Here is a 26,556-nt window from a genome sequence, read left to right as displayed (position 1 = left end):
CGCGTGCTCCGCGCGGCGTGGCGGGCGGTGCGTCCCGCGGGATGGTTCCGCCCGGTTGTCCGGCTCGTGCGACGTGGCGACGATCCGCGAACGGCAGAACCGTGGACGCCGCGCGCACCACGCGGTAGGGGTGAGAAGGGGCGTGTCGGGGCACGCTGTCCACCGCGTACGGCGCCGCCCGGGACGCGGGTAGCGTGCGGTCTCTCTCAGCCGGCCGCGGCGGGGGAAGGCCGTCGCCTCGGCGGCGCGCGGAGAGATCGGGCGGCGAGACTCGTTACGAAACCTCGGGAGATCGTGGACCGGATGAGCTTCCTCGACGCGGCGCAGGGTGGACTGTTCGACGAGCGCACCGCGACCGAGATGTCGCGGTTGCTGCGCGAGGCGGCCGACATCGTGGATGCCATTCCGAGGTGTGACGACGTGAAAGAGCGCGTCGCCCTGTGGCGGCGCCTCGCTGACGTCATGGGGACATTCGACGGGATGCTGCCGGAGCAGCCGGCGTCCTAGGAGATCGCGCGCCAGCGGTGTGTGCCGTCCGGGTCGACAGCGCGCACGTCCCGGTGGGTCGCCGCCTTCCGCGCGACGCTCCGCACGTGCGCGCGGACCGTCATCACCGCGAGGCGGACGGCGGTCGCGTGGAGCACCACCGTGTCCGACCGGCCGCCGGCGGCGTTGGACGGCGCGGCCGACGCCGCGTCCTCACGGACGTTGGGGGGGAAGTCGAAGGCCATTGGCTTCTCGGCGAGTCGCTGCAACCGGGGGTGCAACCGGGGAGATTCGTCGGGACACGGGCCTTCGTACTCGTGCGCCGGCCGCGCCATTCACGTTTTCTACGCCGCGCGACCTGCCGTGACATCCCTCCAGGGAGGGATTTGCAGGTCCGCGTGGGAGCGCGGCGTTCGGCGCGTGAATCGCGCGCCGTCCCGTCGTAGCGTGACGCCGACCCGACGGAAGGACGACGCGTGGCGGTCGAGACGCCGACGACCGTGCGCGCACCCGCGCTGCACGGCGCATCACCCCGCTTCGCGGCGATCGCGCTCGCCATCGGCGCGCTGTACGTCGTCGGCGCGGAGTCGACGTTCTGGCTCGCGCGCTCGCCGGAAGGGGGCGTCGCGTTCTTCCCCGCCGCAGGAGTCACGCTCGCCGCGTTCGTGCTCACCCCCCGCGACCGGCGTCCCTGGCTCGCGCTCGTCGTCGCGGCCGCGGAGATCAGCGTCGACCTCCGGCACGGGCAGGGTGTCGCGATGGCCGTCGGCTTCGCGGCCGCGAACGCCGCCGAGCCCTGGGTCGGCGCGTCGCTGCTCATCGCCGCGCGGCGGCGATCGTCGACCTTGCGTTCGAACTTCGCGGCGTACCTCGCGACCGCGGTCGTCGCGGGGCCCGTCGTCGGCGCGCTCATCGGCGGGTCCGTCTCGGCGCTCACGGGCAGCACGGAGCCGTTCGTCTCGATCACGACTCGATGGTGGATCGGCGACGCGCTCGGCGTGCTCGTCATCGCGACGCCGGTGCTCGCATGGCTGGAGCAGCACATCGCGTCGGTCGACCCGCGCGTGTCCGTGGCCGAGGTCGTCGCGCTTCCGCTCGTCGCCGCCGGGATCACGTTGACCGTGATCCTCGTGTGGAACGAGCCGGTCATCTACATCGTGCTGCCCGTGCTGATGTGGTCGGCCCTGCGCGGTGGGTTCTCCCTCGCGTCGACGACGGGGCTCGCCACCGCGCTCGTCGCCGAGTTCGCGGTCGCGCACGGTCACGCCGATCGCGTGTTCCCGGGGATGAGCACGACCGCGCGGCTGCTCTATCTCCAGCTCTTCCTCGCAGTCGCGCTGCTCTCCGCGCTCCTGCTCGCGGTCGAGGTCGGCGAGCGCGTCCGGGCGCAACGGGCGCTGCGCAAGATGGAGCAGGCGCGCCTCGCGCAGCGGATCGACGGGCTCGCCGCGTCGGCGGCGGAACGGCGCCGCATCGCGCGCGACGTCCACGACATCGTCGGGCACGCGCTCAACGCCGTGATCCTGCAGGCCGGCGGGGCGCGCCGGATGCTCGGCGTGGACTCCGTGCGCTCCCGCGACCTCATCGAGTCGATCGAACGCACCGGGCGTGACGCGTTCCACGACCTCGACGCCGCGCTCGGCCTCGTCGACGCGACACCGGACCTCGACCCGGGCCGCAGTCTCGCGGACCTGCCCGACCTCGTCGCGTCGCTCCGCGACGCGGGCCTGACGGTCGATCTCGCGGTCGACGGTCCGGAGCGACCTGTCCCGCGGATCGTCGCCCGATCCGCGTTCCGGATCGCCCAGGAGGCGCTGACGAACGTCGTGAAGCACGGAGGTGGCGCGCGTGCGAGCGTGCTCGTCGCGTACGAGCCCGACGTGTTGCACCTCGTCATCGCGGACGACGGTCGCGGCGCGGTGCGCGCCCCGAACGGCGGTCGTGGTCTGATCGGGATGCGCGAGCGCGTGTCGGTGCTGGGCGGACGGATCGAGACGGGGCCGGGCGAGGGCGGCGGGTTCGTGGTGCGGGCGAGCCTCCCGTTGAAGCAGAAGTGATGGAGCTGCGCGTGCTCGTCGTCGACGACGACGTCCCGACGCGGATCGGGTTGCGGACCATCCTCGACGCGGAACCCGACATGACGGTCGTCGGCGAGGCGGACGACGGTGTCCAGGCGTGCGCGCTGACCCGGACGACGGACCCGGACGTCGTCCTCATGGACGTCCGGATGCACAACCTCGACGGTCTCGAGGCGACACGCAGGATCACCATGGGCGCCTCCGCAGAGGACCCGACCCCGCGGGTGATCGTGCTGACGACCTTCGACGACGACGAGTACGTGTTCCGCGCGCTGCAGGCGGGCGCGAGCGGGTTCATGCTGAAGCGCGCGCCCGCGGAGGAGCTTGTCGACGCGGTGCGGCTCGTCGCGTCCGGCGACGCGCTCCTGACGCCCGAGCTGACGAAGCGCATCGTCGCCCGGTTCGCCGCGGACGCGCCGCAACCGACCGGGCGGGCCGCCCTCGTCTCGCGCCTGACCGAGCGCGAGCGCGAGGTCCTCGTCCTGATCGCGCGGGGCCTGTCGAACCGGGAGATCGCGACCGACCTGACGGTGGGCATCGAGACCGTGAAGACCCACGTCAAGCGGGTCTTCATGAAACTCGGCGTCCGGGATCGCGCCCAGGCGGTCGCGGTCGCGTACGAGGCCCGCGTGGTCGTACCCGGCCGGGACGACGACGGCGCCTGATCACCCGGACCGGATGATGAGCGCGGCGGGTTCGCACGCCAGATTTGGCGCGAGCCCGCGCGATCGCGGGCTGGTCGACCCCGAACGGGAGGAGGGCTCCGTGGCGACGACAAGTGGTCGGAACCGCGTCGCTTCGACGACCCAGGACGACGGGCTGATGGTCTATCCCGAGGAGCGGACCCACTTCGGCTGGCTGTTCTTCGCCGGAACCGTGCTCGGGCTCGCGGGGCTCATGCGGATCATCGACTCGATCTGGGCGTTCAGCTACAAGGGCGCGCTGCCCGACAACCTGAAGGACGGGGTGCTGGGCTCGAACCTGACGACGTACGCGTGGCTCTGGCTCGCCGTGGGGATCGTCCTCGTCGTGGCGAGCGTGCTCGTCCTCGCGCAATCGCAGTTCGCGCGTTGGATCGGGCTCATCGCGGCGGTCATCGGCGGCATCAGCGCCATCATGTGGATGCCGTACTACCCCGTGTGGTCGCTGCTCTACGTCGGTCTCGCGGTCATGGTGTTCTACGCGCTCGCGCGCTACGCCGGCCCCGACGCGGGCTAGCCGGGATGTCACGACGAGACGACACGGACGACGAGGCACGCGTCCTGCGCACCGTGGGCCGGCTGCACGAGCGGTTCCCCGACCGCGTCGAGCCCACGGTGCTCGAGGCGCGCGTCCGGACACGCTTCGCGAGCTTCGACGGTGCACCGGTCCGCGAGTTCGTCCCGATCCTCGTGGAGCGAGAGATCAGGACCGAGCTCCTCGCCGCGGCGTCGCTCACTGCACGCGCTTGAGCGTCCCGTCCGCGAGCGCGTCCGCGGCCTCGCCGAGCCGGAGCCCGACGACGTCGAGCCGGCGGAGCAGCTCGCGTTCGCGCATCGTGTCCGTGGTCAGCTCGGCGTGCAGCACGCGCGCCATCGCGTCCTCGTAGCGCGTGCGCACGAGCGACGCACCGTCCTTCGCGGCCCGGCTCGCGTAGAGCACCTCCTGCGGTGACGCCGAGAAGCGCGCGATCGCCTCGTGCAGCCCGTCCATCCCCTTCGCGACGGCTTCGAGCACCGCATCGAAGCCGGCGCGGTTCGCGGGCTCGTACAGGTCCATCTCGCGCGCGAAGTCGTGCAGGTTGTCGAGCACGTCGTCCACCGAGCGCGACAGCCGGAACAGGTCCTCGCGGTCGATCGGCGTGGTGAGGGACTTCGACAGCTCCCTGATCAGCTCGGCGCGGCGGTCGTCGCCGACAGTCTCGAGCCGCTCGACGTCGGCGAGGCAGCTGCCCGGCCAGTCCGAGAGGGCAGCGCGGATGATCGCCACGGCGTCGAGGACGGCCGCGATCTGCGCGTCGAGCAGCTCGATGAACCGGTCGTCCGATCGTCCGGTGAGATCCGCCCACAGCCGGCGCAACGACGCCATCACGACACCATCACAACGACGACCCGACCAGCCCGAGCGCCAGCCCGAGCGCGAACGCGCTGGGAACGGTGAGGACACACGCGAGCGCGAGCCGTGCCGTTCGCCGCCACCGAACCTGGAGCCAGTGCTCGGGACCGGCCGCACCGATCAGCCCCGCCGACGCCGACTGCGTGATGCTCAACGGCGCTCCGAGGGCCATGCCGCCGAACGAGGCACCCGCGGCCGCGAGCTCCGCGACCGGCGTGTGGTGGGGACGGGCAGGTACGAGATCGGAGCCGAACGTGCGCGCGTAGCGGTACATGCCGACGATCGCGCCGACCGCGAAGCACACGAAGATCGCGCCGAGCTGCCAGGCGTGGGGTTGGACGCGTGTGGTCGTCAGCCCGGCCGCGATCGCGAACACCGCGAGCATCCGCTGCGCGTCGTTGGCGCCGTACGCGAGCGACTCGAGCGCGAACGCGCCGTAGTGCGCCACACGCACGGTCCGTCCGCTGACGGGCACCGAGAGGACGCGCAACGTCGTCGCGACGAGCGAGGCGACACAGCCGCCGACGACGGGTGCGATCACGCCGACTGCGACGACGAGCCCGATCGTCGACCACGAGGCATGGAACCCGAAGCCGACACCCGCACCGATGAGGCCGCCGACCGTCGCGAGCGTGAGGCTCGTCGGGAGCCGGAGACGGGCGAGGACGCCCACGACCGCGACGCAGGCGACGATGCCGAGCAGCGCCGCGGTGCGGCCGTCCGGCCCGTGGAACGGAACGAGCTTCCGGGCGATCGTCGTCGCGACGGCGGTGCCGAACACGGGTGGGCTCGCGACGACGGCGACCGAGAGGATGGCGATGGTGACGATGGGGCGGGTGCCCGGGACCTTGAGGCCGAGCGCGACGAGCGCGCCGCCGTCGTTCACCCCGCTCACGATCGCGAACAGCGCACCGGCGACGAGCAGCGCGCTCTTCACCGCCGGCGGGCGGCCGAGGTCGCGGCGATCCCCGTGGGTGCGTCGGTCCCGTCGCGAGAGCCGTCGCGCCTCGGAAGCGGCGACGTGCGGAGCTTCCTCCACAGGGCGGCGATCGTGCTCCGCCGGAGGCCGGCGCGCGCGGCGCGCGAACGAAGCACCGGCGCGCTCGGCGCGAGCCAGACGCGCAGGGCGCGCGGCCGCATCCGGAACCGCACGGGCGGCTCGAGCCGGACCGACTCGCCGTCGATGCCCGCGGCAACGGGACCGTCGGCGTCGAGCGTGAACGACGGCGCCGTCCACGCCTCGCAGCCGGGGAAGTCCCACGCACGCCCGGTCGCCGCCAGCGCGGTGAAGCGGGCCGCGTCACGCGCGTTCTCGACCCGGACGCTCATGATGCCGAGGGTCCCGGTGTCGAGCTGTGGACGCGTCCCGAAGCGGCCGATGGTGCCGACGTCGTACGGGTTGTTCGACACGAGCACGAGGTCGCGCGTCGCGCGCGGTGCGCCGTCCCGACCCGAGAAGCGCAGCTCCGGTGCGCGCCCACCCGGCCCGAGCAGCTCGGGCATCTCCTCGGCTGCCGTCCGCAGCTTCGCGTCGCGGTAGCTGTCCGACTGCACCACCTCGCCGTACACACCGAACGACACGTTGTTGACGAAGACGCGGTCGCCGACGAGGCCGACGTCGACGACGCGCTCGGGTCCGTCCGCGAACGCGTCGAGCGCGGCGACGACGTCGTCACGATCGACGCCGAGGTCGAGGGCCAGGTGATTGCGCGTTCCGGCGGGCACGCACACGAACGGTAGCCCGTGGTCGATGGCGACCGTCGCGACGATCGCCTGCGACCCGTCGCCTCCCGCGGCTCCGAGCGCATCCGCACCTCGCGCGACGGCGTCGAGCGCGAGCGCACGGAGGTCGTCGCCGCGCGCGAGCACGACCGGCTCGATGCCTCGACGACGGGCCTCCTCCACGAGGTGGAACCGCTCGACCTTCCCTCCGCCGGACTTCGGGTTCATGAAGAGCACGGGATGGTGGGCCGAGCCCGCGCGCTCCACGAGCGCGACACGCGGCGCTTCACGCTCGCCGCCGAGCGCGTACCGCGCGAGCCCGAGCCCGCCCACGACCAGGGCGGCGACGATCACGAGGCCGCGCACCGCGTGGAGCACGGGGAGCACGACGACGAACGCGGTCACGATCGTGGCCAGCGCGAGCACCACGATCGCGGCCGCGACGAAGCGGAGCGGGCCCGTGCGCGTGACGACGACCCAACCCGCAGCACCGATCGCGAGGATCGCGATCGCCGTCACGACGACGAGACCGATGTGTGTGACCGCGAAGACGATCGCGGCGACGGGCGCCGCGACGAACGCGACGAGCGCGCCGGCCGCCGCGAGTCGCTTCACCCACCGATGGTGCGCAACGACCGACTGGCGCACGTCATCCCGACGGGATGAAACGTGTCAGAACCAACGGCGGAGGTCGGGGTCGCGGGCCGCCCGCCAGACGGTCGTCCAGCGGGCGCGCAGGTCGTGCGAGTCCTGGTGCAGCAGCATCGCCAGCTCGCCCGCCACGAACGCCTCCTCGTTCGAGGCGGTCGCGGCGGCTTCGTGGAGCCACTGTCTCGCGACGACGGAGTCGTGATGGGCGCCGAGGACGTCCTGGAGGTCGCGCAGCCGGCGCGCCAGCTGTCGGGCGCGACCGCCCACGACGGGCGTGACCGCCTCCGTGGCGTAACGCGCCCGCTTCGCGCGGATGCGGATGTCGTGCAGCTCCGCGTCGGACGGAGTGCTCCCTGCGTCGCGCACCGCCCGGCGCAGCCTCTTCCACGGGTGCTTCACGAGCGCGGGGAGCACGTCGGAACCCCGGAGCTTGGACGTCCCGCGGGTGATCGATCGGGCCGAGGCGGTGTCGACGAGCCGGTCGAGCAGCCGGACGTAGCGCGTCGACCGCATGCCGGACAGCAGCTCGCCGTACGCGCTCGCGCGACGGTCCGCGAGCGCCTCGAGCAGCTGCCGTGCCACCGGCCGGTCCTCATCCGGGAGGGCCGCCGACCTCGCCTCGAGCAGCGCGCGCAGGACGTCGACGTCGCGGACGGGACCGAGGAGTGCGCCGAGCCAGGCGAGGTCCGCGCGCGCCCGGTCCGTCGACGCTCGCTCCATCAGCGGCGCGAACGTCTTGAGGTCGGACCGCATCCGGCGCGTCGCGACGCGGGCCTGGTGCACGTCCTCGGGATCGTCGCCGACGCGGACGCGCGCGTCGTGACGCACGAGTCGCGCGACCGACGCTCCCAACGCGGCGCGGATGACCTTGTCCGCGGTCGCGCGCCTTCCTGGCGGGCGCGGAACCGCGACGTCGCTGCGACGGGCCGCGGCCGTCCCGAGTGCCCGGGCGATCTTCGGGACGGGCTCCGCGCTGCCCGCCCCCGCTCGACGCAATTCCCGGACGATGCGCTTCGCGACCCGCGCGGGTGCGTCCGGTGCGAGCTCGACCTCGATCTCGCGGAACGACGTTGCGGGCGAGCATCCGTTGTACGCGCGGACGCGGTCGTCGACGACCTCCGCGAGCTTGCGGCCCGCGTCGTCGTGGACGTCGATGCGCGTACGACGCGTCCTAAGCCGCGCGACGACGGCGACGGGCTGGTCGCGTGTCCAGGCCCGAACGAGGTCGAGCGCGTCGGCGGGCGGATCACCGGCCTCGCCGCCCAGCTGGAGCTCCGCGCGTGTCAGCAGGTTCCCGTCATCGTCTGCCGGGAGCTTGACAGTCCACCCCTCGGGCGGGCGGAAGCGCAGGCTCGCGCCCGCCCGGGTCAGGCGGAGGTCGGACGTGTCGTAGTAGTCCGCGACGAGCTCGGTGGTGACGACCGGCGCCGTGAGCATGCCGCCGAGGCCGTCCAGGTCGGGCAGCGTGAAGCCCGGGTCGTCGACGACGAGCTTGATCTCGCGCTCGCGCATACGCGCCTCCGAAGCGCGTGTCACTCATTCCCTCGCGACGCGTCGCAGAACGTAGTTGCCGGCTTCCCAGGCGGCCAGCAGCACGACCGGCGGAAGGAGCGCCCACGCGAACTCGTTCGTGCTGATGTCGACAGTCCCGAGGATCGATCGGGACGCGTCCATCTGGGTCGTGAGGACTGCGAGCACGAACTGTCCCAGCGCGACCCAGTTCATCTGCTTGCTGTCGAACGTCGCGGGTGTGAGGACGGAGGCCGTCAACCTGACGAAGTACATCGGTTCGTCGACGAGCTTGCGCAAGCCCGGCGTCGCCGCTTCCTCGGGCAGGACGTTCGGACCGTCTCGCGCGAGCAACTCGTCGGCGGAGCGCCAGTCCAAGCCATGTTCGACGTCCACGCCGATGCGAGCCGCCACGGCGTTCGGCGTCGACGAGTAGCAGGCGCGGCCGTCGACCGTGGCCGCGGCCGCGCGCGGGCCTCGACGGTCATCGTCAGCCGCCGGTCCGGTGCACGCGTGCAGGCTTCCGCCCGCGCGCGTGCTTCTTGCTCCGTCCCGAGTGGTCGCCGTCGCCGTCACCGTTCGCGAGGCTCGCAGCGACGGGATCCGGTGCCGCGCCGGCGGGTGCCTCGGCCTCGAGCCGCGTCCTGGTCTCGCGCAGCTGCAGCAACTTCTCGCCGTCGACAGTGGGGTACTTCGGGTCGATTTCGATGAGGGTGTGGGCGAGGATCGCCGACACGCAGATCCGCGCGAACCACTTGCGGTCGGCCGCTACGACGTACCAGGGCGCCCACGGCGTGCTCGTCGCGGACAGCATCTCGGAGAACGCGTGCTGGTACTCGTCCCAGTGGTTGCGCTCCAGCATGTCGCTCGAGGAGAACCTCCAGCTCTTCTCGGCCAGGTCGATGCGCTTCAGGAAGCGACAGCGCTGCGCCTCCTTCGAGAGGTTGAGGAACAGCTTCACGACGGTGATCCCGTTCTCCTTCTTCTTGACGAAGTCGGCCTTGTGGCGGGGATCGAAGTCCCTCTCGAGCTCCACGCTCGAGCGCGGTTTGACGCGCAACGGCTCGATCGCCGACGCGATGCGCGCTGCCCGCGTGTCGCTCACGTCGGCGCCCCGGGCAGCCCGTTCGCCCGCCGTCATCGGCGTCAGTCCTCGGGCAGGAGTCCGAGCCCCTCGAGGAGCGCGATCTCGTCCCAGTACTGCCGGAACGCCTTGATCCGCGCGCCGTCGAACTCCGCGACGGTCATTCCCCGGAGCGTGACACGGCGACCCGTCGGGTGAATGACGTCGTCGTCGTCGATGACGAACGGGCCGGTGTGCGTCGCCGCGAACGCCCACTCCGCGTAGCCCTTGCCGTCGGTGATGTCGACGGGAGCGATGCTCATCACGACGTCGGTGAACGCACCGGCCCGTGTCTGGAGCTCGTCAGCGAGCTCGGCACGTGAGGAGACCAGGAGCGCGGGTGACCACCCGTGCACGTCGTCCGTGTACAGCGTCGGCAGGAGTGTCGCGTCGCCGACGATGCTCACCTCCAGCGCGCGCCGGAGGTTCGCACTGCGTTGCTCGGTCAACGTCGGGCTCATCGATCGTCTCCTTTCGGATCACACGCCGAGCAGCTGCGCCTTCGCCGCGCCGAACTCGGCGTCGGTGAGCGCGCCCGAGTCGTGGAGCTTCGCGAGCCTCTCCAGCTCGCCGGTCGAGCCGGCAGGCACGGCAGGTGCGACCGACGGTGCCGGTGCCGTCCGTGCCGCGGTGGACGCGTACGGGGCGCTCGCCTGCTCGTTGTACACGTCCTGCTCGGCGTGCCTCTTGCCCGCGTGGTAGGCGACGCCGGCCGTCGCCGCGCCCGCCGCGAGTCGCATCAGCGGTCGTCTGGGTCGCATGAGCAGTCCCACCAGTCGTGCCTCCTTCGCGCGCGCTCTTGCGCCGTCGATGAGACCGCTGCGCCCGGCCGTCGACATCACCCCAACCGGGTGATCGGCGGCGCCGCGTGCTTCACCCCGGCTGGGGGATGTCGCGCCCACGCGATGTGCCGTCGAATGACCCATCGCGATGGCGCTGTCGGAACGGAACACGTGGGTCGACCGCTCGGTGCTCGGCGTGGCGCCGTTGCGCTCGTACCGCCGGCCCTGGTTGCGCTCCGACGTGGTCGCCGGCGTCGTCCTCGCCGCCATCCTGATCCCGCAGGGGATGGCGTACGCGCACCTCGCCGGCCTCCCGGCGGTGACCGGCCTGTACACGACGGACGCTCGACGCGGCGCTCGAGGAGATCAGCCGCACCGAGCGGGCCCTGAGCTCACTCCTCGAGGAGGCCGAGCTCCTGCGCGCGGGTGACGGCGGCCCCGCGCGACGACACGGCGAGCTTCCGGTAGATCGCGATCGCCTGGGACTTCACGGTGTTGCGTGAGACGAACAGGCGCTGCGCGATCTCTGACAGCGAGAGATGCATCGGGAGGTACGAGAGCACGCGGCGCTCCGCGACGGTGAGCGCGAGCGGCCCGACGATCGTGTCGGTGATCGCCTGCACGTCGGCATCCAGCGCGGCGAGGCGGTCGCGCAGTCCGTTGGCGTCCGGCATCGAGGCGAGGAGAGGCCGGACGTCACGAAGCTGCCGACGCACGCCGGTCGTGTCGCCGAGTTGCAGGCGCGTCCACGCGAGCGTCGTCCGCACCTCCGCGCGCAACGCAGGCGCGACGCGTCCCAACCCCGTCACGAGCTGCTCGGAGTGTGCGATCTGCTGGCGCGCGTGCGCGGCGTCGCCGTTGTGGACGGCTGTGACCGCGGCGACAGCGGGGACGATCGCGACGAGCGGGTAGTCGCCCAGGCGGCGCTCGTCGACGTAGCGCGCAGCACGGTCGGCGTGCGTGGAGGCGTCGTCCCACCTGCCGGCGTCGGCGTCGAGCAGGGCGAGCTCGGCGATGGCGGCGGCATGGATCGCTGGCCAGAGCACCGCCGAACGGACGGCCGCCTCGTCGAGGCGCGCTCGCGCGCTGTCGGCGTCCCCGGTCAAGTGGCGTACCAGCCCTGCGTAGAAGCCACCCAGTGCCCGCCACGGACTCCGCTCGTCGTCGCCGTCGAACGAACGGTCGACGTCCGCTTCGACGCGCGCGAGACCCTCGTCACCGAGCAGCGCGTGCAGCAACGCAACGTGCGGCTCGTGCACGTCGTCGGGCGTGAGACGCGCGTTGCCGTGACCGTGCTCTGTGAGCCACAACCAGTTGGCGGCGTCTTCGGCGTGACCTTCCGCGACTTCGATCGCGGCCGCGGCGAGCGCGAGGAGCGGGTGTCGTGCGATCTGGTCGTCGGTCAGCGCGGTCAGCGTGTCGCGGAGCGCGGCGAAGCGGCCCCGACCGATGCTTGCGCCGGTCTCGCCCCAGAGGAGGCGGGCGGCGCCGTCGGTGTCCCCGCCCGCGATCGCGTGCTTGATCGCGTGGTCGTGAGGGCCGTGCTGCTCGTACCATGCGCCGGCTCTGCGGTGCAGGGCCGGAATCGTCTCGGGCTCCCGTCGGCTCAGCTCGTCGCGCAGGAACTCCCCGAACAGCGCGCGATAGCGGTACCGCCGACGTCGGGCGTCCAGCGCGACGACGAACACGTTCGCGCGGTCGAGCCGTTCCAGCGCCCGCAAGGAGTACGAGCGTTCGGTGACGGCGTCGCACAGCGAGCCGGTCAGTTCGTCGAGCACCGATGTCCGGGTCAAGAACTCGACGGTCGCGTCGTCGAGCGGGCCGAGCACCTCGCGCCGGAAGTACCCGGTCGTCGCGCCCGCGGCGCCCATGATCGCGGCGATGTCGCCACCGTCCACGAGCGCCGCTGCCGCGAACGCCAGGCCGATGGGCCAGCATTCGGTGCGGGCCATGATGTGCTCGAGATCGCCGTTGTCCACGCTCACGCCGGCGGCGGACAGCAGGAGCCGGGTCTCGCTCCCGTCGAGCGCGAGCTCCGCGACGCCGAGCCGCATGACGTCGCGGGCCGACCCACCCAGCAGCTCGAACGCGGGCTCGCTCCGGCCGGCGAGGACGAGCTGGGTCCCGGCCGGCAGGTGCTCGAACACCGCGCCGAGCACGCCGAGTGCGGACGGGTTCGTCAGCTTGTGGACGTCGTCGACGACAAGGACGGTCGGCACGCGCCGTGTCGCGAGCGCCGCGCCGATGTGCATGCCCCACAGCATGTTGACGACGTCGAAGCTGCGACTGGCGCTCGAGTGCAGGTGGCGCACCGGCTCGACCGCGTCCAGCGCGCAGATCACCGCGTCGAACAGAGCGGCGGGATCGTCGTGTTCGGACTCGACGCGGACCCATGCGAACGGGCGATCGTCCTCGGCGGCCCACTGGCGCAGCAGCGTGGTCTTGCCGTAGCCCGCCGGCGCGGCCATCACGACCAGCGCACGGTCGGCGCTGCGGACGAGTCGCTCGACGAGGCGCACGCGACGCACACCGGTCGCGTCGCGGTCGTCGTCGGCCGGCGCGACCGCCTGCATGAAGCTCGAATCTGCTGGAGCGAGCGTGACCACGGCAGCCCACCTTCCCTCGACCTGTCCCGCCGCGATGCCGAAGCGCCGTTGCTTGGCATCGACACCGTGATGATCGTCGGATGACGGGTGAGGGCGGCTCACCCCGCCCGGGGTGATTGCCGGTACGCGGTCTGCCGGCCGCGACGCGTGGTGATCAGGCGGGTTCTGCGTGGCCGATGTCGTTGGTGCGGACCAGCTCGCGACCGAGGAACTCGACGATCGCCAGCGCGAGCAGGACGAGCACCACGAGCCAGAACACGACCATCGGGGTCGGCCGGTTCCACGCAAAGAGGATGACGAACCCCACGACCGCGATCGCGATGCGGAGCGCGCTCTTGTGCTTCACGGCGAACGGGCTCGGTCCGAGAACGGTCCATCCCGCGGTGTCGCTCTGCTGGCCGAGCCACAGCGCCGCGTTGCGCACCTTGGCCCGGAACCACACCGCGAGGCGTGACGGTCCGGCGAAGAAAGCCGCGACGACGACGGCGATGCTGAACGCGAGGATCGTGCGGATCGAGCGGTGCAGCAGCTTGACGACCGCGTCGTAGACCGCGGCCGCGGCGTCGTGTGGGATGCCGCCGTTGGTCGCTTCGTTGAGGTAGATGCCTCGGGCGACGGTGAGGACGATCGCGAGGAGCAGCGCGCCGAGCGTGAATGCGATCGCCGCCTTCATGAACCCGCGCCGCCGGTTCGCCGAGAGGAGGATGGCGCCGCCGAACGCGGCGACCACGAGAAACGGCAGCGCGAACGCGATCCGGTTCAGCGCACTGTAGGCGCGCCGTGCCTTGTAGAGCCCGGCGGAGTGGAAGATCGTGATCTTGCCGGAGATCTTGTCGGCCGGGATCTTCGAGAAGACACCGATCCCGGTGCTCTCGAGGTCGGACTTCACCGCCGTCGCGACCTTCGAGAGGTCCAGCGAGACGGTCCCGTTCGTGTTCGACGTCAACGCCGAGCTCTTCGCCCCGCTGAGCGCGTTGTTGATCTGCGCGTGCGCAGCCCGGTTCGCCTCCACCCACAGGGTCTGGAACTGCTTCGACTCCAGCACGCGCAACGACGCCTCGTGCGTGAAGCTCTTGAGCGCGCTCGTCAACGGCCCGGCGAGTGACTGCGCGCGGTCCGGGAGCGCCTGCACGACGTATTTGTGGACGTCGACGTTCGCGAACAGCTCGTTCGTGATCTCGTCCGCGGCGTAGGACTGGACGGCGGGGTCGCTCGCGAGCGGCTTGATCGTCGCGACGTACCGCCCGGTGTCGGTGATCTGCGTGTGCGCGTACAGGACGACGATCGTGACGGGCGTGAGCACGAAGCCGATCACGAGGAGGAGCGCGACGAGGATGCGGTGCCGGCGGCGCGGTCGCTTCGCCACGTCTTCGCCGTCGCCACGTCGTTGCGCCTCGAGTGCGGCGTTGCGCGCGGCCAGCGCCGAGGCCCGCCGCTTCTCGTCGGCGAGCTCGGCCTTGAGCGTGGCGACGTCGACCTCGGGCTTCCGGTCGGTGCCGGTGTGGTCTGCCATCACACCACCGCCTCGTCTCGCTCCGTCACACGCCTTCGATCGCTTCGAGCGCCCCGGAGCGGATCGCGGCGAGAAAGGCCTCGTAGTCCTGCTCGTTGCGGTCGGCATAGCCGGCCGAGAACTCGCCGATCGCCCGGTCGAACGCGTCGCTGCGACCGAGGTACGCGCTGATCGCGATGGGATCACCGGAGCGCGCATGTGCGCGCGCCAGGGCCCAACCACAGATCCGCGCGTAGGTGGCGAGGCCGGCGGGAACGAGGCGCTCGACCTCCACCGAACCCTTCATGTCGCGGAGCTGGCGCCAGTAGAAGTGCCGGTTCTCGTCCAGGCCGTGCGTCCAACCGAGGAAGATGTCGCTCGCCGCCTGCATGGTCCGCTGCCCGACGACGACCCGTTCGCCGTGGTTCCGGTAGACGCTGCGGGGGAGATGCTCCTCGAGCACCGAGCGGGTCGCTTCCTTCACCTGCATGAAGAGCGGGTCCTGCTGGTCCCGACCCTTGAGCAGCGCGATGAAGGCGCGCGTACCCACGCTCCCGACGCCGACGACCTTGCGCGCGACGTCGACGACCTCGAAGCGGTCGAGCAGTTGCGCTCGCTCGGGCGGCAGGGTCGTCCGGTAGCTGTGCAGCTGTGTTCGAACGGCGTCGTTGACCGCGCTCGGGTCGAGACCGAACTCGTGCGCGATGTCACGGAGGGGGACCACGAGCGGCGGTTGACTCACGATCCGGTAGGTCCCGTCAACCATCTCGCCGAGCTTCGACAGCGCTTGCGTGCTGTCGCGTAGACGCGCGCGCTCCACTGTCTTCGCGACCCGCGCCATCTGCTTCTTTGTCACCACCTGCTCCAGGAGCGCGACGACATCGTCGACCGCAACCCGCGAGTACCAGATGTCGAGCGTCTTCATTCCCGCGTAGTCGCCCATGGCGGTGCGATACACGCTCGCCGCCTGCGACGCCGCGGCGCGGCAGTCCGCATCGGTGAAGCCGTTGTTCCGTCCTGCGATGTAGAAGCTGGCCGCCAGCCGCTTGACGTCGTACTCGAACGGCCCGGGGAGCGTCTCGTCGAAGTCGTTCAGGTCGAACAGCAACGTCCGCTCCGGTGACGCGAACAGCCCGAAGTTGGAGAGGTGCGCGTCCCCGCAGAGCTGGACCTGCAGACCGGCTCGCGGCGTGTCCTCGAGGTCGTGCGCCATGAGCCGGGCCGCACCGCGGTAGAACGTGAACGGTGAAGCCATCATGCGGCCGTGCCGGACGGGGACGAGATCGGGCTCGCGCGTCGCGTCCTGCTCGCGCAGCAGCGCGACCGGATCTCGCCCCACCGCCGGCGCGGGCAGCTCGGCCTGCCGTGATCGGGGGACCACCCGCCGGGCCTCCTTGCCGGTCGCGACGCGGTCCTCGACGCTCCGGCGGAGATTGACGTCGACGGCGGTCCTGCGGTTGGTCCTCGTGCTCGCCATGGCACCACCTAGGCCGCCGTCGAGGACGACGACTCGTTGCTCGACGACCTTCCGGATTCGAGGATCACGACGAATCCCTCGGAGGATCCGACCTTGCCGGTTGTGACGGCCCCCGAGTACGCGCCGGAGAACTGCACCGTCCCGACGAACGCGCTGCTCCCGCCAGCCGAGCTCGCGTTGTCGACCTTCAGCTGGCTGTTGGTCCGGTAGAAGTTGTACGCGTCCTGCGCGGACCCGGTCGTGAAGACCCCGACCATGACGCCTTCGCTGCTTCCCTGCAGGGCACCGGAGCCGGCCGGCTTCGCGCCGTCGGGTACGGGAAACGTGCTCGGCCAGTGGTCGGGCAGGTGCCCGTCGAGCGAGACCGACACCTGCCCCTTCGACGTGGAGAGCGAAAACGTCTTGCCCGCGGCCGTCGTCGACGAGCTCGACTTCTTCGCCGAGCTCGAGCACGCCGCGATTGCAACACACGCGACGACCGTCGACACGGTGAGCAGGAAGACACGACGCCCGCGCACGGGCATCACACCGCGGCCGTCGCCGCGCTCAGGGCCGCGTTGATGAGGTCGGCCGGGATGCGGCCGCCCTCGACGAGGATGCCGTCCGCGCGGCGCAACGCGTCGACGAGGGGCTTCGCCCAGCGGTCCTCCCAGACGAGAAGCGCGGCGGAAGAGTTGAGCTCGAGGGCCTCCGCGGCGTGCATGGCGTCCTCGGGCGTGAGGATCCCGCCGACGTCACCGTCGAGGCTCATGAAGGCCTCGAGCTCGTCGAGCTGCTCCACCTCGAACATCGCGACGCGACCGTCGCCGTCCTTGGTGAGGAACACCAGGTCGACGATGCTGATGGTCCCGTCGGCCGTGAGCGCGGCGAGCGCGGGCGCGACCTCGCCGGTGAAGTGGTTCCCCGCGAACGCGAGCACCACGTACTCCACGGGCCCGATCGTCGTCTCCATGGAAGGCTCTCCCCTTCGGCAGCGCAGGGCTGCATCGCGGTCGCGTTACGCGCTGAGCACCTTCTGCTTGAGCCGCGCGAACTCGGGCTCGTCGATCACGCCGCGCGCCCTCAGATCGGCGAGCCGGTCGAGCTCCGCGCTGGGGCTGCTCGACCCGTTGCCGGCCGCGTCCTTGACGTACGCGCGGAATGCCGCGTCCTGCTCCTGCGCGACGCGCGCCGCGTTCTCGCCCATCTTGTGGCCGCGCGCGATCAGGTACACGAAGACGCCGAGGTACGGCAGAACGATGATGAAGATGCTCCAGGCCGCCTTGGCCCATCCGCCCATGTCGCGGCTGCGGAAGATGTCGGCGAACACCGTGATCAACAGCCAGATCCAGATGAAGAAGAGGAAGAACCAGAGCATCGACAGAAGGACCTGGCCCGATCCCCAATCGGCCGCGAGTGCCATGACGTGTCTCCTTCTCGTCAACGATTGACGGCCCGACTGTGGGCGGCGGTGGCTCGGGGGCCATCGTCCACTCCGGGCGATTTCGACGCTCACGGAGCCGCGCCGCCCGGACTTTCACCCGGGCCGGATGATGAGCGCGGGGACGCCGCCTGCGACGTTGGCCGCCGTGCGGCGTGCACGTGCACGCCACGGCGAAAGGTGGCGCACATGCTGCGACGTCGACCCCTTGCACGGACAGCTGTCACCACCGCGGTGATCGCGGGTACCGCGACGCGCGTCAGCGAGCGCGTCCAGCGCCGCGAAGAGCGGAGAGACGACCGCCGCGAGCGGCGCTTCTGAGGTCTGCAGACCTCGGCCACGACCGGGACGAGGAGGAGGGCTCGCCATGCCGTCGTATCCGCCGATTGCGGACCATGGGCTCATCGGTGACCTGCAGACAGCTGCGCTCGTGACGACGGGTGGCACGATCGACTGGTTCTGCACGCCACGCTTCGATTCGCCCAGCGTGTTCGCGTCGCTTCTCGACAGCGAGAAGGGCGGGTCGTTCGGGCTCGCGCCGGTCGGCGCGAACCACGTCATGAAGCAGATGTACCTGCCCGATACGGCGGTGCTCGTGACGCGGTCGCTGTCACCGGACGGGGTCGCCGAGGTGATCGACTTCATGCCGATCGAGAATCCTGCTGTCGTCACGGACCGTCACAGGATCGTGCGCGCCGTGCGCGGCATCCGCGGCGAGGTCGAGCTCGAGGCACGGATCCGTCCCCGCTTCGATTACGGCCGTCAGGCACACAAGCTGCAGCTCGACCACACGAGCGCGATCTTCGAGTCGGAATCGCTGACGCTCAACGTCACGGGCCTCGTGCCGCTCGAGCGCGAGGGCGACGACCTCGGCGCGCGCTTCACGGTTCGGGCGGGCGACATCACCGGGATCGTCGTCGAGTCCGGCGGGCAGACGTCGCCGACGACCGTGGGCCACGGTGAGCTGGTGGCGCTGTTCGACGACACGATCCGGTTCTGGAAGGAGTGGCTCGCGCGCGGCACGTACCGCGGTCGTTGGCGTGAGGCGGTGCAGCGATCGGCGATCACGCTGAAGCTGATGACGTACGCACCGACCGGCGGGCTCGTCGCGGCGCCGACGGCTGGTCTGCCCGAGCAGGTCGGCGGCGAGCGCAACTGGGACTACCGCTACACGTGGATCCGCGACGCGTCGTTCTCGGTGTACGCGCTCATAGGGCTCGGCTACACCGAGGAGGCCGCCGCGTTCGGGCGGTGGCTGCGGAACGTCGCGGAGCAGAACGCGCGGCGGGGTGACGGACTCCCGCTCAACATCATGTACCGCGTGGACGGAAGTCCCGACCTCGACGAAGACGTCCTCGACCACTTCGAGGGGTACGAGGGGTCGCGGCCGGTCCGCATCGGCAACGGGGCCGCGACGCAACTCCAGCTCGACATCTTCGGCGAGGCGCTCGACTCGATCTGGCTCCTCGACAAGGGCCTCGCGATGTCCGCGGTCGGCGACGCGGGCTGGAACGACCTGGTCGCGATCGTCGACTGGCTCTGCGACAACTGGGACCAGCCGGACGAGGGCATCTGGGAGACGCGCGGCGGTCGGAAGCCGTTCACGTACGGGCGCGTGATGACGTGGGTCGCGCTCGACCGTGCCATCCGGCTCGCGACGGAGCACGGCCGTCCGGGGAACCTCGAACGCTGGCAACGCGCGCGTACCGACGTGTACCGCAACGTGATGACGAAAGGTTGGAACGACTCGAAGAAGGCGTTCGTGCAGTACGAGGGCAGCGACGTGCTCGACGCGTCGCTGGTGCTCATGCCGCTCGTCGGCTTCGTCGCACCCGGTGACGAGAAGTGGCTGTCGACCCTCGACGCGATGGACAAGGTGCTCGTGTCGGACAGCCTCGTGTACCGGTACGACCCTGCAGCGTCACCCGACGGGCTGCGCGGCTCGGAGGGGACGTTCTCGCTGTGCACGTTCCTCTACGTCGACGCGCTCGCCCGGTCCGGGCGGCTCGACGACGCGCGCTACACGTTCGAGAAGATGCTGACGTATGCCAACCACGTCGGGCTCTACGCCGAGGAGATCGGCCTCAGTGGCGAGCAGCTCGGGAACTTCCCCCAGGCGTTCACGCACCTCGCACTGATCAACGCCGCCGTGAACCTCGACTACCAGCTCGACCACGGCGCCGGTCGCGTCGAGGTCGCGACAATCGTCTGACCCCGGATCCCGAGCCGTGAAGGTCGACGCGGCCAGGCCGCGCGTGTCGCCCTGGGTGTTCGTGTTCCCGCTCGCGCTCGCGCAGTTCGTCGCGAGCTACGCGGGCACGACGATGAACGTCGCGGTCGACAGCATCGCGAAGGACATCGGGACGGACGTGCGCGGCGTGCAGACGGCGATCACGTTCTTCACGTTGACGATGGCCGCGCTGATGATCCCGGGCAGCAAGCTCACCGATATCTGGGGGCGCAAGCGGTGCTTCGTGCTCGGCTTGGTCGTGTACGGCGCCGGCGCGGTCATCGCGGCCGTGTCGACCAGTCTGACGATGATGATGGTCGGGTACTCGCTCTTCGAGGGTGTCGGGTCGGCACTGATGATCCCGCCGATCTACATCCTCATCACCGTGCTGTTCGAGGGCGTCGAGACGCGAGCGAAGTTCTTCGGCGTGGTCAGCGCCGCCGCCGGGATCGGTGCGGCCGCCGGTCCGCTCATCGGCGGCGTCATCACCAGCGCGATCAGCTGGCGGGCGTCGTTCGGGCTGCAGGTCGCGATCGTCGCCGCGGTCATCGTCCTCGCGTCGCGTGTCTCGTACCCGAGCCTGAAAGGTGCGGCGCCGCGGTTCGACTTCGCGGGTGCGGTCCTGTCCGCGGCCGGTCTCGTGCTCGTCGTCCTCGGCGTCCTGCAGAGCGGGACCTACGGATGGTTCAAGTCGCGCGCGAACCTCACGATCGGGAACACCGTCGTCATCCACGAGGGAGGCCTCTCGCCTGTCTGGTTGTACTTCACAGCCGGGGGGCTGGTCCTCGCGTGGTTCTTCCTCCACATCCGCTCCGACGAGCGTCGAGGGGTCACACCGCTCCTCGCCACGCGGCTGTTCCGGAACCGGACGTCCAACCTCGGGCTCGTCACGCAGGACCTCCAGTGGCTCATCATGCAGGGCTCGTTCTTCGTCGTCTCCGTCTATCTCCAGACGGTGCGGCACTTCAGCGCGATCCGCACGGGACTCGTGCTGACGCCCGCCATCGCCGGGATCCTCGTCTCGTCCGCGGTCGCGCAGCGCCTGGCCCAGCGCCATACCCAGCGGTCGTTGGTCGCGGCGGGGTTCCTCGTCACCGCGACCGGCATGGCACTGCTGGTCGTCCTCGCCCGGGCGACGTCGAACGTCCTCGCGTTCTCTCCCGGTCTGCTCGCGATGGGCCTCGGCATCGGCGTCATGCTGACGGCATCGGTGAACGTCGTGCAGTCCGCGTTCCCCGAGAAGGACCAGGGCGAGATCTCAGGGTTGTCCCGGAGCGTCTCGAACCTGGGTTCGTCGCTCGGCACCGCGCTGGTCGGCTCGATCCTCGTGTCGCCGATCGTCACCGGGAACCGCCACTACACGATCGCGTTGTGGACGATGGCTGCGATCGCGTTGATCGGCCTTGTCGCCGCGATCAGCCTGCCGCGCCACGAGGAGGGGCGTCCGGCGGAGCGTTGACCGCGTCCGTGGGCTGCTCGAGCGCCTCGACCTCGGCGGCGCTGGCCCGGCGCTCCCACATGACGGCGGTGGCCGCCGCGACGATCACCCACGTGTAGCAGGTGAGCAGCAGCCAGAACACCATGCCCATCGCGACGCCGATGGCTCCGAACGGCCGGGCGTACTCCGTAAGCCACCGTGGCATCGCCCAACGTGAGAACGCGCGCAGCGCCGCGGTCAGAGCCATCCCGACCAGACCGCTCGGCACGAGCTCACGCCACGACAGCGCGCGGTGGAGGAGCAGCCGTGGTGTCAGCAGCCAGATGACGAAGGCGGCGAGGACCGCGACCGGCCACGTCAGCGCGACGGCGAACACGGGGAGGCTCGCGCGCGCGACCGCGAGCTGCTCACCGGCGACGGTCATCACGACGAAGAACAGCAGCCAGAGGCCGCCGCGAGCCCATGCCCTGGATCCCGACAAGCGTTCCGTTCGCCACGCGCGCGCGTAGACGTGCTGCAGCGTGGCGGGAACGTCGTACCCGGAGTAGGCGAACGACAGGATCCCGATCAGGCCGACCGCCACCTTCGCCTGGTTCGCGGTCGCGAACGCGCGACGCACCTCGCCGGCGGCGTGGCCGCCGAGACCGAACTGCGCGTTCATCACCTCGGCGAAGCTCCGTGAGGACGCGAACGCCGTCGTCGCCGCGAACCCGAGGATGGCGAGGGGCAGGAGCGACAGGAAGAGCTTCGTCGCGATGAGGATCGCGTAGTTGCGGCCGTCGATCTCCCGGTACCGCTCGTACACCACGAGCACGAACCCGGCGACGCGGTGCTGCTCGAGGTGCCCGCGCTTGCCGGCAGCCCAATCCTGCAGCTCGCCGCGCCGTGCGGCCGTTGCGGCCTCGATCCCGGTCCGTTGTAGCTGCGCCGCCGCGTTCGCGACGCGCCGGCGGGACCCACGTGCCTCGTTCTCCGATTGCGGACCTCGGCCGCCGTTTCGCGCGCGTGACATCGGCAGGTCCCGTGTCGGCATCGTCGGGACAGGTACTCGGTTGGCACCGCCGCTGCGACGAGGATCGGGTCCGGCGCTCGCCGTCGCATCGCCCACGAGAGATGAACGCGCGCCACGTTCATCCCGGACGGGTGAAGGCGGCCCCATGCGGTCGGGAGACGATCACGCCGTGTCGCAGCAGACGGAAGGCTCGTCCACGCCCGCCGACCTCCTCGGCACGCGCTTTCTCATCCACTTCGAAGAGGAGACGTTGCGGCACCGCCCCCTGTGGCTGCGGGTGATCGTGGAGTTCCTCGGCACGTTCGTGCTCGTGACCGTCGCGGCAGGCTCGGGTGTGATCAACCACTACGTGGGTGGCAGTCCGCCGATCAGCCGCGTCGCGGCGGTCATCGCCCCCGGCGCCGTCGTCATGGCGATGATCTACGCGCTCGGGCCCTTGTCCGGCCTGCACATCAACCCCGCGGTCACGCTCGCGTTCGCGGGACGGCGCGTGTTCAAGGTCGCGTGGGTCGCGCCGTACCTCGTCGCGCAGATGGCGGGTGCACTGTGCGCGGCGACCTTCCTCCAGGTGATGTACGGCCACGTCAGCGCGGGCGGGAACTACCCGATCGCGAAGCCCGGTGGCGAGTGGCGGTCCTTCGTCATGGAGATCGTCCTGACCGCGATCCTCGTGACGGTGATCCTCCACACGGCCACCGGCTACCGCAGCATCGGGCACAACGCCGCACTGGCGGTCGGCGCGACGATCGCGATGGACGGGCTGTTCGCCAGCCCGATCAGCGGCGCGTCGATGAACCCGGCGCGGTCGCTCGCGCCCGACATCGTGGGCCTGCACTTCACGGGCTGGTGGATCTACGTGGCCGGTCCGTGCATCGGCGCCGCGCTCGCCGTGATGATCATCGCGCTGCTCCGTGGCCTCCCGAACAAGGAGGAGATCGAGGCGGCCGAGGGCGGCGCGCTGCCCGTGTCGCGGTGATCGATCGGGTCAGGGGAGGTCGAGCCTCGCCTTCATCTGGTGCCACCGCCATCTGATCTCCAGACCGACCCACACCACGACCGGTCCCCAGTAGGCGACGGCGGCGAGCGCACGCTGCGCCCGCGACGGCGCGTGTGCGGCGTCGGTGTGCCCGAGCGGAACGAGCTCGCGGTGTTCCTCGGTGGCGACCACGTCGACCTCCCGCATCCGTGTCGACGGACGTTCCACCCAGCGTGTGCGGCATCGACCGGCCGCGTCGTCATCCGCGCCGGGTGATGCGCGGGTCGTCGCATGCGGGGATCGTGTCGCCGTGCGCCGATCTCGCCAAGGGTCGTTCGTCGTGGCAGCGTTCCTGCTCGCGTGCGTGGTCGGTGGCTGCGGGAGCAGCAGCCCCTCGGGCCACTCGAGCTCGAACGGCACCGTCAGCGTCACCACTGGGCAGGTGGTCGTCGCCCTCGCGCCGACGTTGTCGTCGCAGCTCTCCGCGACGGGCGTGAAGCTCGCTCCCGTCGCGCCCGCGAGCTCCCCGTCGCAGGGCGGGATCAGCTTCCGGATCTCCGGGGGACAGATCGACGAGGCGAGCCGGTCGGGCACGGTGCAGACGAGCGGTGGCGCGACGTTCACCGGCGGCAACGCGCCGCTCACCGTCAGCGACCCCGTCGTCGACGTCGGGAGCAATGTCGTGTCCGCGACGGTGAACGGCCAGACCGTCACCATCCTCCACCTCGCCTCGGTGGCGTCCGGCGTGAAGACCACGGGCGATACGGTCGCCGTCAACCAGGCCAGCGCGACGATCGACCCGGCGTTCGCGACGACGCTGGACGACACGCTCGGTGTGACGCTGTTCGCGAACGCGCCGCAGGGCGCGACGGTCAGCGTCAACGCGACCGTGGAGCCGACGTAGGCCGCTCGGGCGGCCGCACGTTGCGGTTGCCGATGGGTCCGCCTACCCGGGCGGGATCGCGGCGGTTCCGACCTACGAGGCCCTGCACAGCGCGCGTCTCGACGCAACCGTCAACGCGATGCGTTCGTGGCGCGCTCGGCGTGGTTCCACGCGATGACGAGCGTGACGAAGCCGAGTGTCACGATCGTCACGACCCAGTAGAAGCCCGCCCAGTCGACGAACGACCCGTAGGGTGGGTCACCGGGCAGACCGCTCCTCAGCTGCGGCAGCGCGAACAGCACGCTGACGAACACGGCCCACGACCAGATCGGGATGACGGTCGCGTGCGCGACGATCCGGAAGACGATGCTGACCGTACCGAGCCCGATCAGCCAGATGAGCACGAGGAACATCAGCGCCCACACGAGGACCCCGATCGAGCGGCGCACCGTGACGGGGAGCACGACGGCGCCGGCCGACGACGCGGGCTTCGAACCTTCCTTGACGGTGAAGTCCGTGAGGTTGCCGACGACCTCCACCCGCAGCGCTATCGGTCGTGCTGCGGATCCGGTGCCGGCGCGCGCGGTGACGACGAGCGTGGCGTCGTAGCGGTCGAACGGATAGCGCGTCACGCGCGATCCGTTCATGACGATGGTGACGTCCGTCGTCGCCATCGTGTCGCCAGTGGCGAACGTGATCGGTGACGCGCCACGCGTGTCGTTCACGTCCACGACCACCGGCGACACGAGCCGCCCGTCGCGCGTGAGCTGTGCGCTCGGATCGAACGCGAGCTGCACCGCGAGATCGCCGCTCTCCGGGCTCGCGGTACGGAGCGTCGCGCGCACGAACAGCCCCTCGGTCAACGCGCTCGGATCACCGATCTGAGCGACGGCGCGTGTCGGGGAATCCGGGACGAGAACGACCGCGGTCACCGCGACGAGGACGATGCCCACCACAGCGACGCCGACCAGCGCGAGCAGGGTGATCCGCACCCGCCGGCGGGACCACGGTTCGCCCGTGTCCTCGTGTGGCGCGTCCGCCGACGGGCGACGCTCGCGCGTCGGCGCGGCCATCGGGGTCGTCACGAACCGGGTGCGCCGACGGGCACCCGTGCCGGTGCACCGGACGCGGCCGGCGCGGCTGTCTCACCGGCCGACGCGACGCCGGGCACCGTCGGCGACAAGCGCGCGGACAGCACGTACGCGACGACCACTGCGACGATCACGAGCGGCATGACAGCGAGGCCGTCGACGGCGAGCAAGAGCGTCGCGAGCATGACGGACGTGATCGGGAAGCGGAGCATGACGGCGCACATCGCGCCGATCCCCATCGCGACGCCCGGCACGAGCGGCAGGCCGGGTAGGTGGGACAGCGCGATGCCGCCGGCGGCGCCGACGAACATGGACGGGAAGACAGGTCCTCCGCGGAACGCACTCAACGAGAGCGCGTACGCCAACCCCTTACAGAGGAACAGGAGCGCGAGCGCGGCAGCCGAGTAGGTCGCGCTCTGTGCGACGAGCGACGGCAATGCGGTCTGCCCCGAGAACAGGACCTCGGAAGCGCTGTGCGAGCTGAACTGCCCGAACGCGATCGCGAGGAGCGCGACCGCCAGGCCGACGACGGGCGTCGACAGCAGCATCCGCCGCTCCACGCGTGGCTGCAAGGACAGCGCGAGCCACCTGATCGCGGTTCCCGCGAGCGCGGCACCCACGCCGATCCCGAGCGCCCAGCCGAACTCCGCGATGTCGGGGCGCGCGAAGTGCGGGAGGTTCGGGAGCGCGAGCGAGAACGTTCCGAAGCCGGTCCACGCGTCGAGGCCGACGAAGACGAGCGCGCCGAGTCCCGCCGCGAGCAGTCCGGGCAGGAGCACCATCTCGAGCATCGGCCCGCCCAGGCCCGTCGCCTCCATCAACAAGAACGCGGCCAGGATCGGCGAGCCGAGGAGCGTGCTGATGGCGGCGAAGCTTCCGACCGCGGCGACGACTGCGACCGTCGCCGCGGGCGAGTCGCGTCGTGCGAACCGCGGTACGCACGCCGCGAGCCCTCCACCGATCGCGATGAGCGGCGCCTCGGGGCCGAGCACCGCGCCGAAGGCCAGCGTCGCGAGTGACGCGAGCGCGACGCCCGGCAGCTCGCTCGGCTCCGGCGTGCCGCCCGGCTTGAATCCCTCCGCGGGACGATGGCCGCCGGTTCCAGGAAGGAAGCGGACGGTCAGCGCGACGAGAGCGCCGGCGACCGCCAGCCAGGGGAGCGGCCACCACACGGGCGCGTGGGCGAACCCGAGCGCGCGCGGCAGGTTCGTGAACACCTCACGTTGCGACCAGTCGACGAGCTCGAGGAACCAGTACGCGACGACCGAGATCGGGATCCCGAGCACAGCCGCCAGCGCGAGCAGGACGACATAGCGCTTGGTGCGCAGGAGCGCGAACGGATCAGGTGGCGTCGCCACGAGCGAGTCGCGTCCGGCGATCAGTGACCGAACGCGGCCTCGCTCTGCCACGCCTTCGTTCCCGCGGCAGTCGCGGCCTTCGCGCGACCGAGGATGACCTTGGCGGTCTCGCTCGGCGGCCGGTCGAG

At 71.0% G+C, this 26,556-nt stretch carries 28 protein-coding genes and 1 pseudogene; 10 read left to right on the top strand and 19 right to left on the bottom strand.

The window, feature by feature from the left end; translation table 11 throughout:
* Positions 1-303 precede the first annotated feature (303 nt).
* Positions 304-507, top strand: a complete 204-nt coding sequence (locus tag VFC33_10395; protein ID HZR13648.1) for a hypothetical protein — start codon at positions 304-306, stop codon at positions 505-507.
* Here VFC33_10395 and VFC33_10390 read toward each other — a convergent pair.
* Positions 504-731, bottom strand: coding sequence for a hypothetical protein (locus tag VFC33_10390; protein HZR13647.1), 228 nt, complete (start codon positions 729-731; stop codon positions 504-506). The two genes, VFC33_10395 and VFC33_10390, sit on opposite strands and share 4 nt — an antisense overlap.
* A 231-nt stretch (positions 732-962) precedes the next feature.
* Between VFC33_10390 and VFC33_10385 the strand changes: the two genes are divergently transcribed.
* The 4 genes from VFC33_10385 (at position 963) to VFC33_10370 (ending at position 4,015) form a co-directional block, all read left to right on the top strand.
* On the top strand, positions 963-2,543 hold the full coding sequence (locus tag VFC33_10385) for an MASE1 domain-containing protein (GenBank protein ID HZR13646.1): 1,581 nt from the start codon (positions 963-965) through the stop codon (positions 2,541-2,543).
* A complete protein-coding gene (locus tag VFC33_10380) occupies positions 2,543-3,229 on the top strand; it encodes a response regulator transcription factor (GenBank protein ID HZR13645.1) in 687 nt (228 codons plus the stop codon). The genes VFC33_10385 and VFC33_10380 overlap by 1 nt, the downstream gene beginning before the upstream one ends.
* A 100-nt stretch (positions 3,230-3,329) precedes the next feature.
* A complete protein-coding gene (locus VFC33_10375) occupies positions 3,330-3,782 on the top strand; it encodes a hypothetical protein (protein ID HZR13644.1) in 453 nt (150 codons plus the stop codon).
* A 5-nt stretch (positions 3,783-3,787) separates the two neighbouring features.
* Positions 3,788-4,015 carry a hypothetical protein gene (locus VFC33_10370; GenBank protein HZR13643.1) on the top strand — a complete coding sequence of 76 codons (228 nt, stop codon included), beginning with the start codon at positions 3,788-3,790 and terminating at the stop codon, positions 4,013-4,015.
* Here the strand turns inward: VFC33_10370 and VFC33_10365 are convergent.
* The 8 genes from VFC33_10365 to VFC33_10330 are packed head-to-tail and all read right to left on the bottom strand — an operon-like array spanning position 3,999 to position 10,436.
* The gene (locus VFC33_10365; GenBank protein ID HZR13642.1) at positions 3,999-4,631 is read right to left on the bottom strand and encodes a DUF47 family protein; all 633 of its coding nucleotides are present in this window, start codon (positions 4,629-4,631) and stop codon (positions 3,999-4,001) included. The genes VFC33_10370 and VFC33_10365 overlap by 17 nt on opposite strands.
* 10 nt (positions 4,632-4,641) lie before the next feature.
* Positions 4,642-5,595: an inorganic phosphate transporter gene (locus VFC33_10360; GenBank protein HZR13641.1), complete on the bottom strand. Its 954-nt coding sequence runs from the start codon at positions 5,593-5,595 to the stop codon at positions 4,642-4,644.
* Positions 5,592-6,995: a diacylglycerol kinase family protein gene (locus VFC33_10355; GenBank protein HZR13640.1), complete on the bottom strand. Its 1,404-nt coding sequence runs from the start codon at positions 6,993-6,995 to the stop codon at positions 5,592-5,594. Before VFC33_10355 ends, VFC33_10360 begins: the two co-directional genes overlap by 4 nt.
* A gap of 57 nt (positions 6,996-7,052) precedes the next feature.
* Positions 7,053-8,543, bottom strand: coding sequence for a CYTH and CHAD domain-containing protein (locus tag VFC33_10350; GenBank protein ID HZR13639.1), 1,491 nt, complete (start codon positions 8,541-8,543; stop codon positions 7,053-7,055).
* A 24-nt stretch (positions 8,544-8,567) separates the two neighbouring features.
* Positions 8,568-9,116 (bottom strand): cation-transporting P-type ATPase, encoded by a 549-nt coding sequence (locus VFC33_10345; protein HZR13638.1) that lies wholly within the window; start codon positions 9,114-9,116, stop codon positions 8,568-8,570.
* Positions 9,031-9,645 carry a hypothetical protein gene (locus VFC33_10340; GenBank protein HZR13637.1) on the bottom strand — a complete coding sequence of 205 codons (615 nt, stop codon included), beginning with the start codon at positions 9,643-9,645 and terminating at the stop codon, positions 9,031-9,033. The genes VFC33_10345 and VFC33_10340 overlap by 86 nt, the downstream gene beginning before the upstream one ends.
* A 41-nt stretch (positions 9,646-9,686) precedes the next feature.
* On the bottom strand, positions 9,687-10,124 hold the full coding sequence (locus VFC33_10335; GenBank protein HZR13636.1) for an ester cyclase: 438 nt from the start codon (positions 10,122-10,124) through the stop codon (positions 9,687-9,689).
* Between the two features lie 18 nt (positions 10,125-10,142).
* A complete protein-coding gene (locus VFC33_10330) occupies positions 10,143-10,436 on the bottom strand; it encodes an SHOCT domain-containing protein (protein HZR13635.1) in 294 nt (97 codons plus the stop codon).
* Positions 10,437-10,593: 157 nt separating this feature from the next.
* Here VFC33_10330 and VFC33_10325 point away from each other — a divergent pair.
* Positions 10,594-10,785 (top strand): annotated as a pseudogene (locus tag VFC33_10325) (SulP family inorganic anion transporter).
* Positions 10,786-10,837: 52 nt separating this feature from the next.
* Here the strand turns inward: VFC33_10325 and VFC33_10320 are convergent.
* The 6 genes from VFC33_10320 to VFC33_10295 form a co-directional block, all read right to left on the bottom strand.
* Entirely contained in the window at positions 10,838-13,018 is a 2,181-nt protein-coding gene (locus VFC33_10320) for a LuxR C-terminal-related transcriptional regulator (GenBank protein ID HZR13634.1), read from the bottom strand.
* 187 nt (positions 13,019-13,205) lie between these two features.
* Positions 13,206-14,564 carry a hypothetical protein gene (locus VFC33_10315; protein ID HZR13633.1) on the bottom strand — a complete coding sequence of 453 codons (1,359 nt, stop codon included), beginning with the start codon at positions 14,562-14,564 and terminating at the stop codon, positions 13,206-13,208.
* Positions 14,565-14,589: 25 nt separating this feature from the next.
* Positions 14,590-16,020 carry a DUF2252 domain-containing protein gene (locus VFC33_10310; protein HZR13632.1) on the bottom strand — a complete coding sequence of 477 codons (1,431 nt, stop codon included), beginning with the start codon at positions 16,018-16,020 and terminating at the stop codon, positions 14,590-14,592.
* Between the two features lie 8 nt (positions 16,021-16,028).
* Entirely contained in the window at positions 16,029-16,544 is a 516-nt protein-coding gene (locus VFC33_10305) for a hypothetical protein (GenBank protein HZR13631.1), read from the bottom strand.
* Entirely contained in the window at positions 16,544-16,972 is a 429-nt protein-coding gene (locus tag VFC33_10300) for a DUF6325 family protein (protein ID HZR13630.1), read from the bottom strand. Before VFC33_10300 ends, VFC33_10305 begins: the two co-directional genes overlap by 1 nt.
* Before the next feature lie 45 nt (positions 16,973-17,017).
* Positions 17,018-17,422, bottom strand: coding sequence for an SHOCT domain-containing protein (locus VFC33_10295; protein ID HZR13629.1), 405 nt, complete (start codon positions 17,420-17,422; stop codon positions 17,018-17,020).
* Between the two features lie 385 nt (positions 17,423-17,807).
* Here VFC33_10295 and VFC33_10290 point away from each other — a divergent pair, with 385 nt between their 5' ends.
* Together VFC33_10290 and VFC33_10285 are read left to right on the top strand one after the other, a co-directional pair.
* Positions 17,808-19,652, top strand: coding sequence for a glycoside hydrolase family 15 protein (locus VFC33_10290; GenBank protein HZR13628.1), 1,845 nt, complete (start codon positions 17,808-17,810; stop codon positions 19,650-19,652).
* A 16-nt stretch (positions 19,653-19,668) separates the two neighbouring features.
* Positions 19,669-21,129: an MFS transporter gene (locus VFC33_10285; GenBank protein ID HZR13627.1), complete on the top strand. Its 1,461-nt coding sequence runs from the start codon at positions 19,669-19,671 to the stop codon at positions 21,127-21,129.
* Here the strand turns inward: VFC33_10285 and VFC33_10280 are convergent.
* Positions 21,086-22,120 carry a YhjD/YihY/BrkB family envelope integrity protein gene (locus VFC33_10280; GenBank protein ID HZR13626.1) on the bottom strand — a complete coding sequence of 345 codons (1,035 nt, stop codon included), beginning with the start codon at positions 22,118-22,120 and terminating at the stop codon, positions 21,086-21,088. The genes VFC33_10285 and VFC33_10280 overlap by 44 nt on opposite strands.
* Before the next feature lie 169 nt (positions 22,121-22,289).
* Between VFC33_10280 and VFC33_10275 the strand changes: the two genes are divergently transcribed.
* On the top strand, positions 22,290-23,096 hold the full coding sequence (locus VFC33_10275; protein HZR13625.1) for an aquaporin: 807 nt from the start codon (positions 22,290-22,292) through the stop codon (positions 23,094-23,096).
* 9 nt (positions 23,097-23,105) lie between these two features.
* Here VFC33_10275 and VFC33_10270 read toward each other — a convergent pair whose 3' ends face one another.
* The gene (locus VFC33_10270; GenBank protein HZR13624.1) at positions 23,106-23,288 is read right to left on the bottom strand and encodes a hypothetical protein; all 183 of its coding nucleotides are present in this window, start codon (positions 23,286-23,288) and stop codon (positions 23,106-23,108) included.
* Positions 23,289-23,436: 148 nt separating this feature from the next.
* On the opposite strand from VFC33_10270, the gene VFC33_10265 reads away from it, so the two are divergent.
* A complete protein-coding gene (locus tag VFC33_10265) occupies positions 23,437-24,000 on the top strand; it encodes a hypothetical protein (GenBank protein ID HZR13623.1) in 564 nt (187 codons plus the stop codon).
* A 110-nt stretch (positions 24,001-24,110) separates the two neighbouring features.
* Here VFC33_10265 and VFC33_10260 read toward each other — a convergent pair whose 3' ends face one another.
* Positions 24,111-25,052 carry a DUF4436 family protein gene (locus VFC33_10260; GenBank protein HZR13622.1) on the bottom strand — a complete coding sequence of 314 codons (942 nt, stop codon included), beginning with the start codon at positions 25,050-25,052 and terminating at the stop codon, positions 24,111-24,113.
* An 8-nt stretch (positions 25,053-25,060) separates the two neighbouring features.
* A complete protein-coding gene (locus VFC33_10255) occupies positions 25,061-26,479 on the bottom strand; it encodes a chloride channel protein (GenBank protein ID HZR13621.1) in 1,419 nt (472 codons plus the stop codon).
* Between the last annotated feature and the right edge of the window lie 77 nt (positions 26,480-26,556).

The organism is Acidimicrobiia bacterium (genome assembly GCA_035651955.1).
GTDB lineage: Bacteria > Actinomycetota > Acidimicrobiia > IMCC26256 > JAMXLJ01 > JAMXLJ01.
This window is presented reverse-complemented; position numbering and strand designations above follow the sequence as displayed.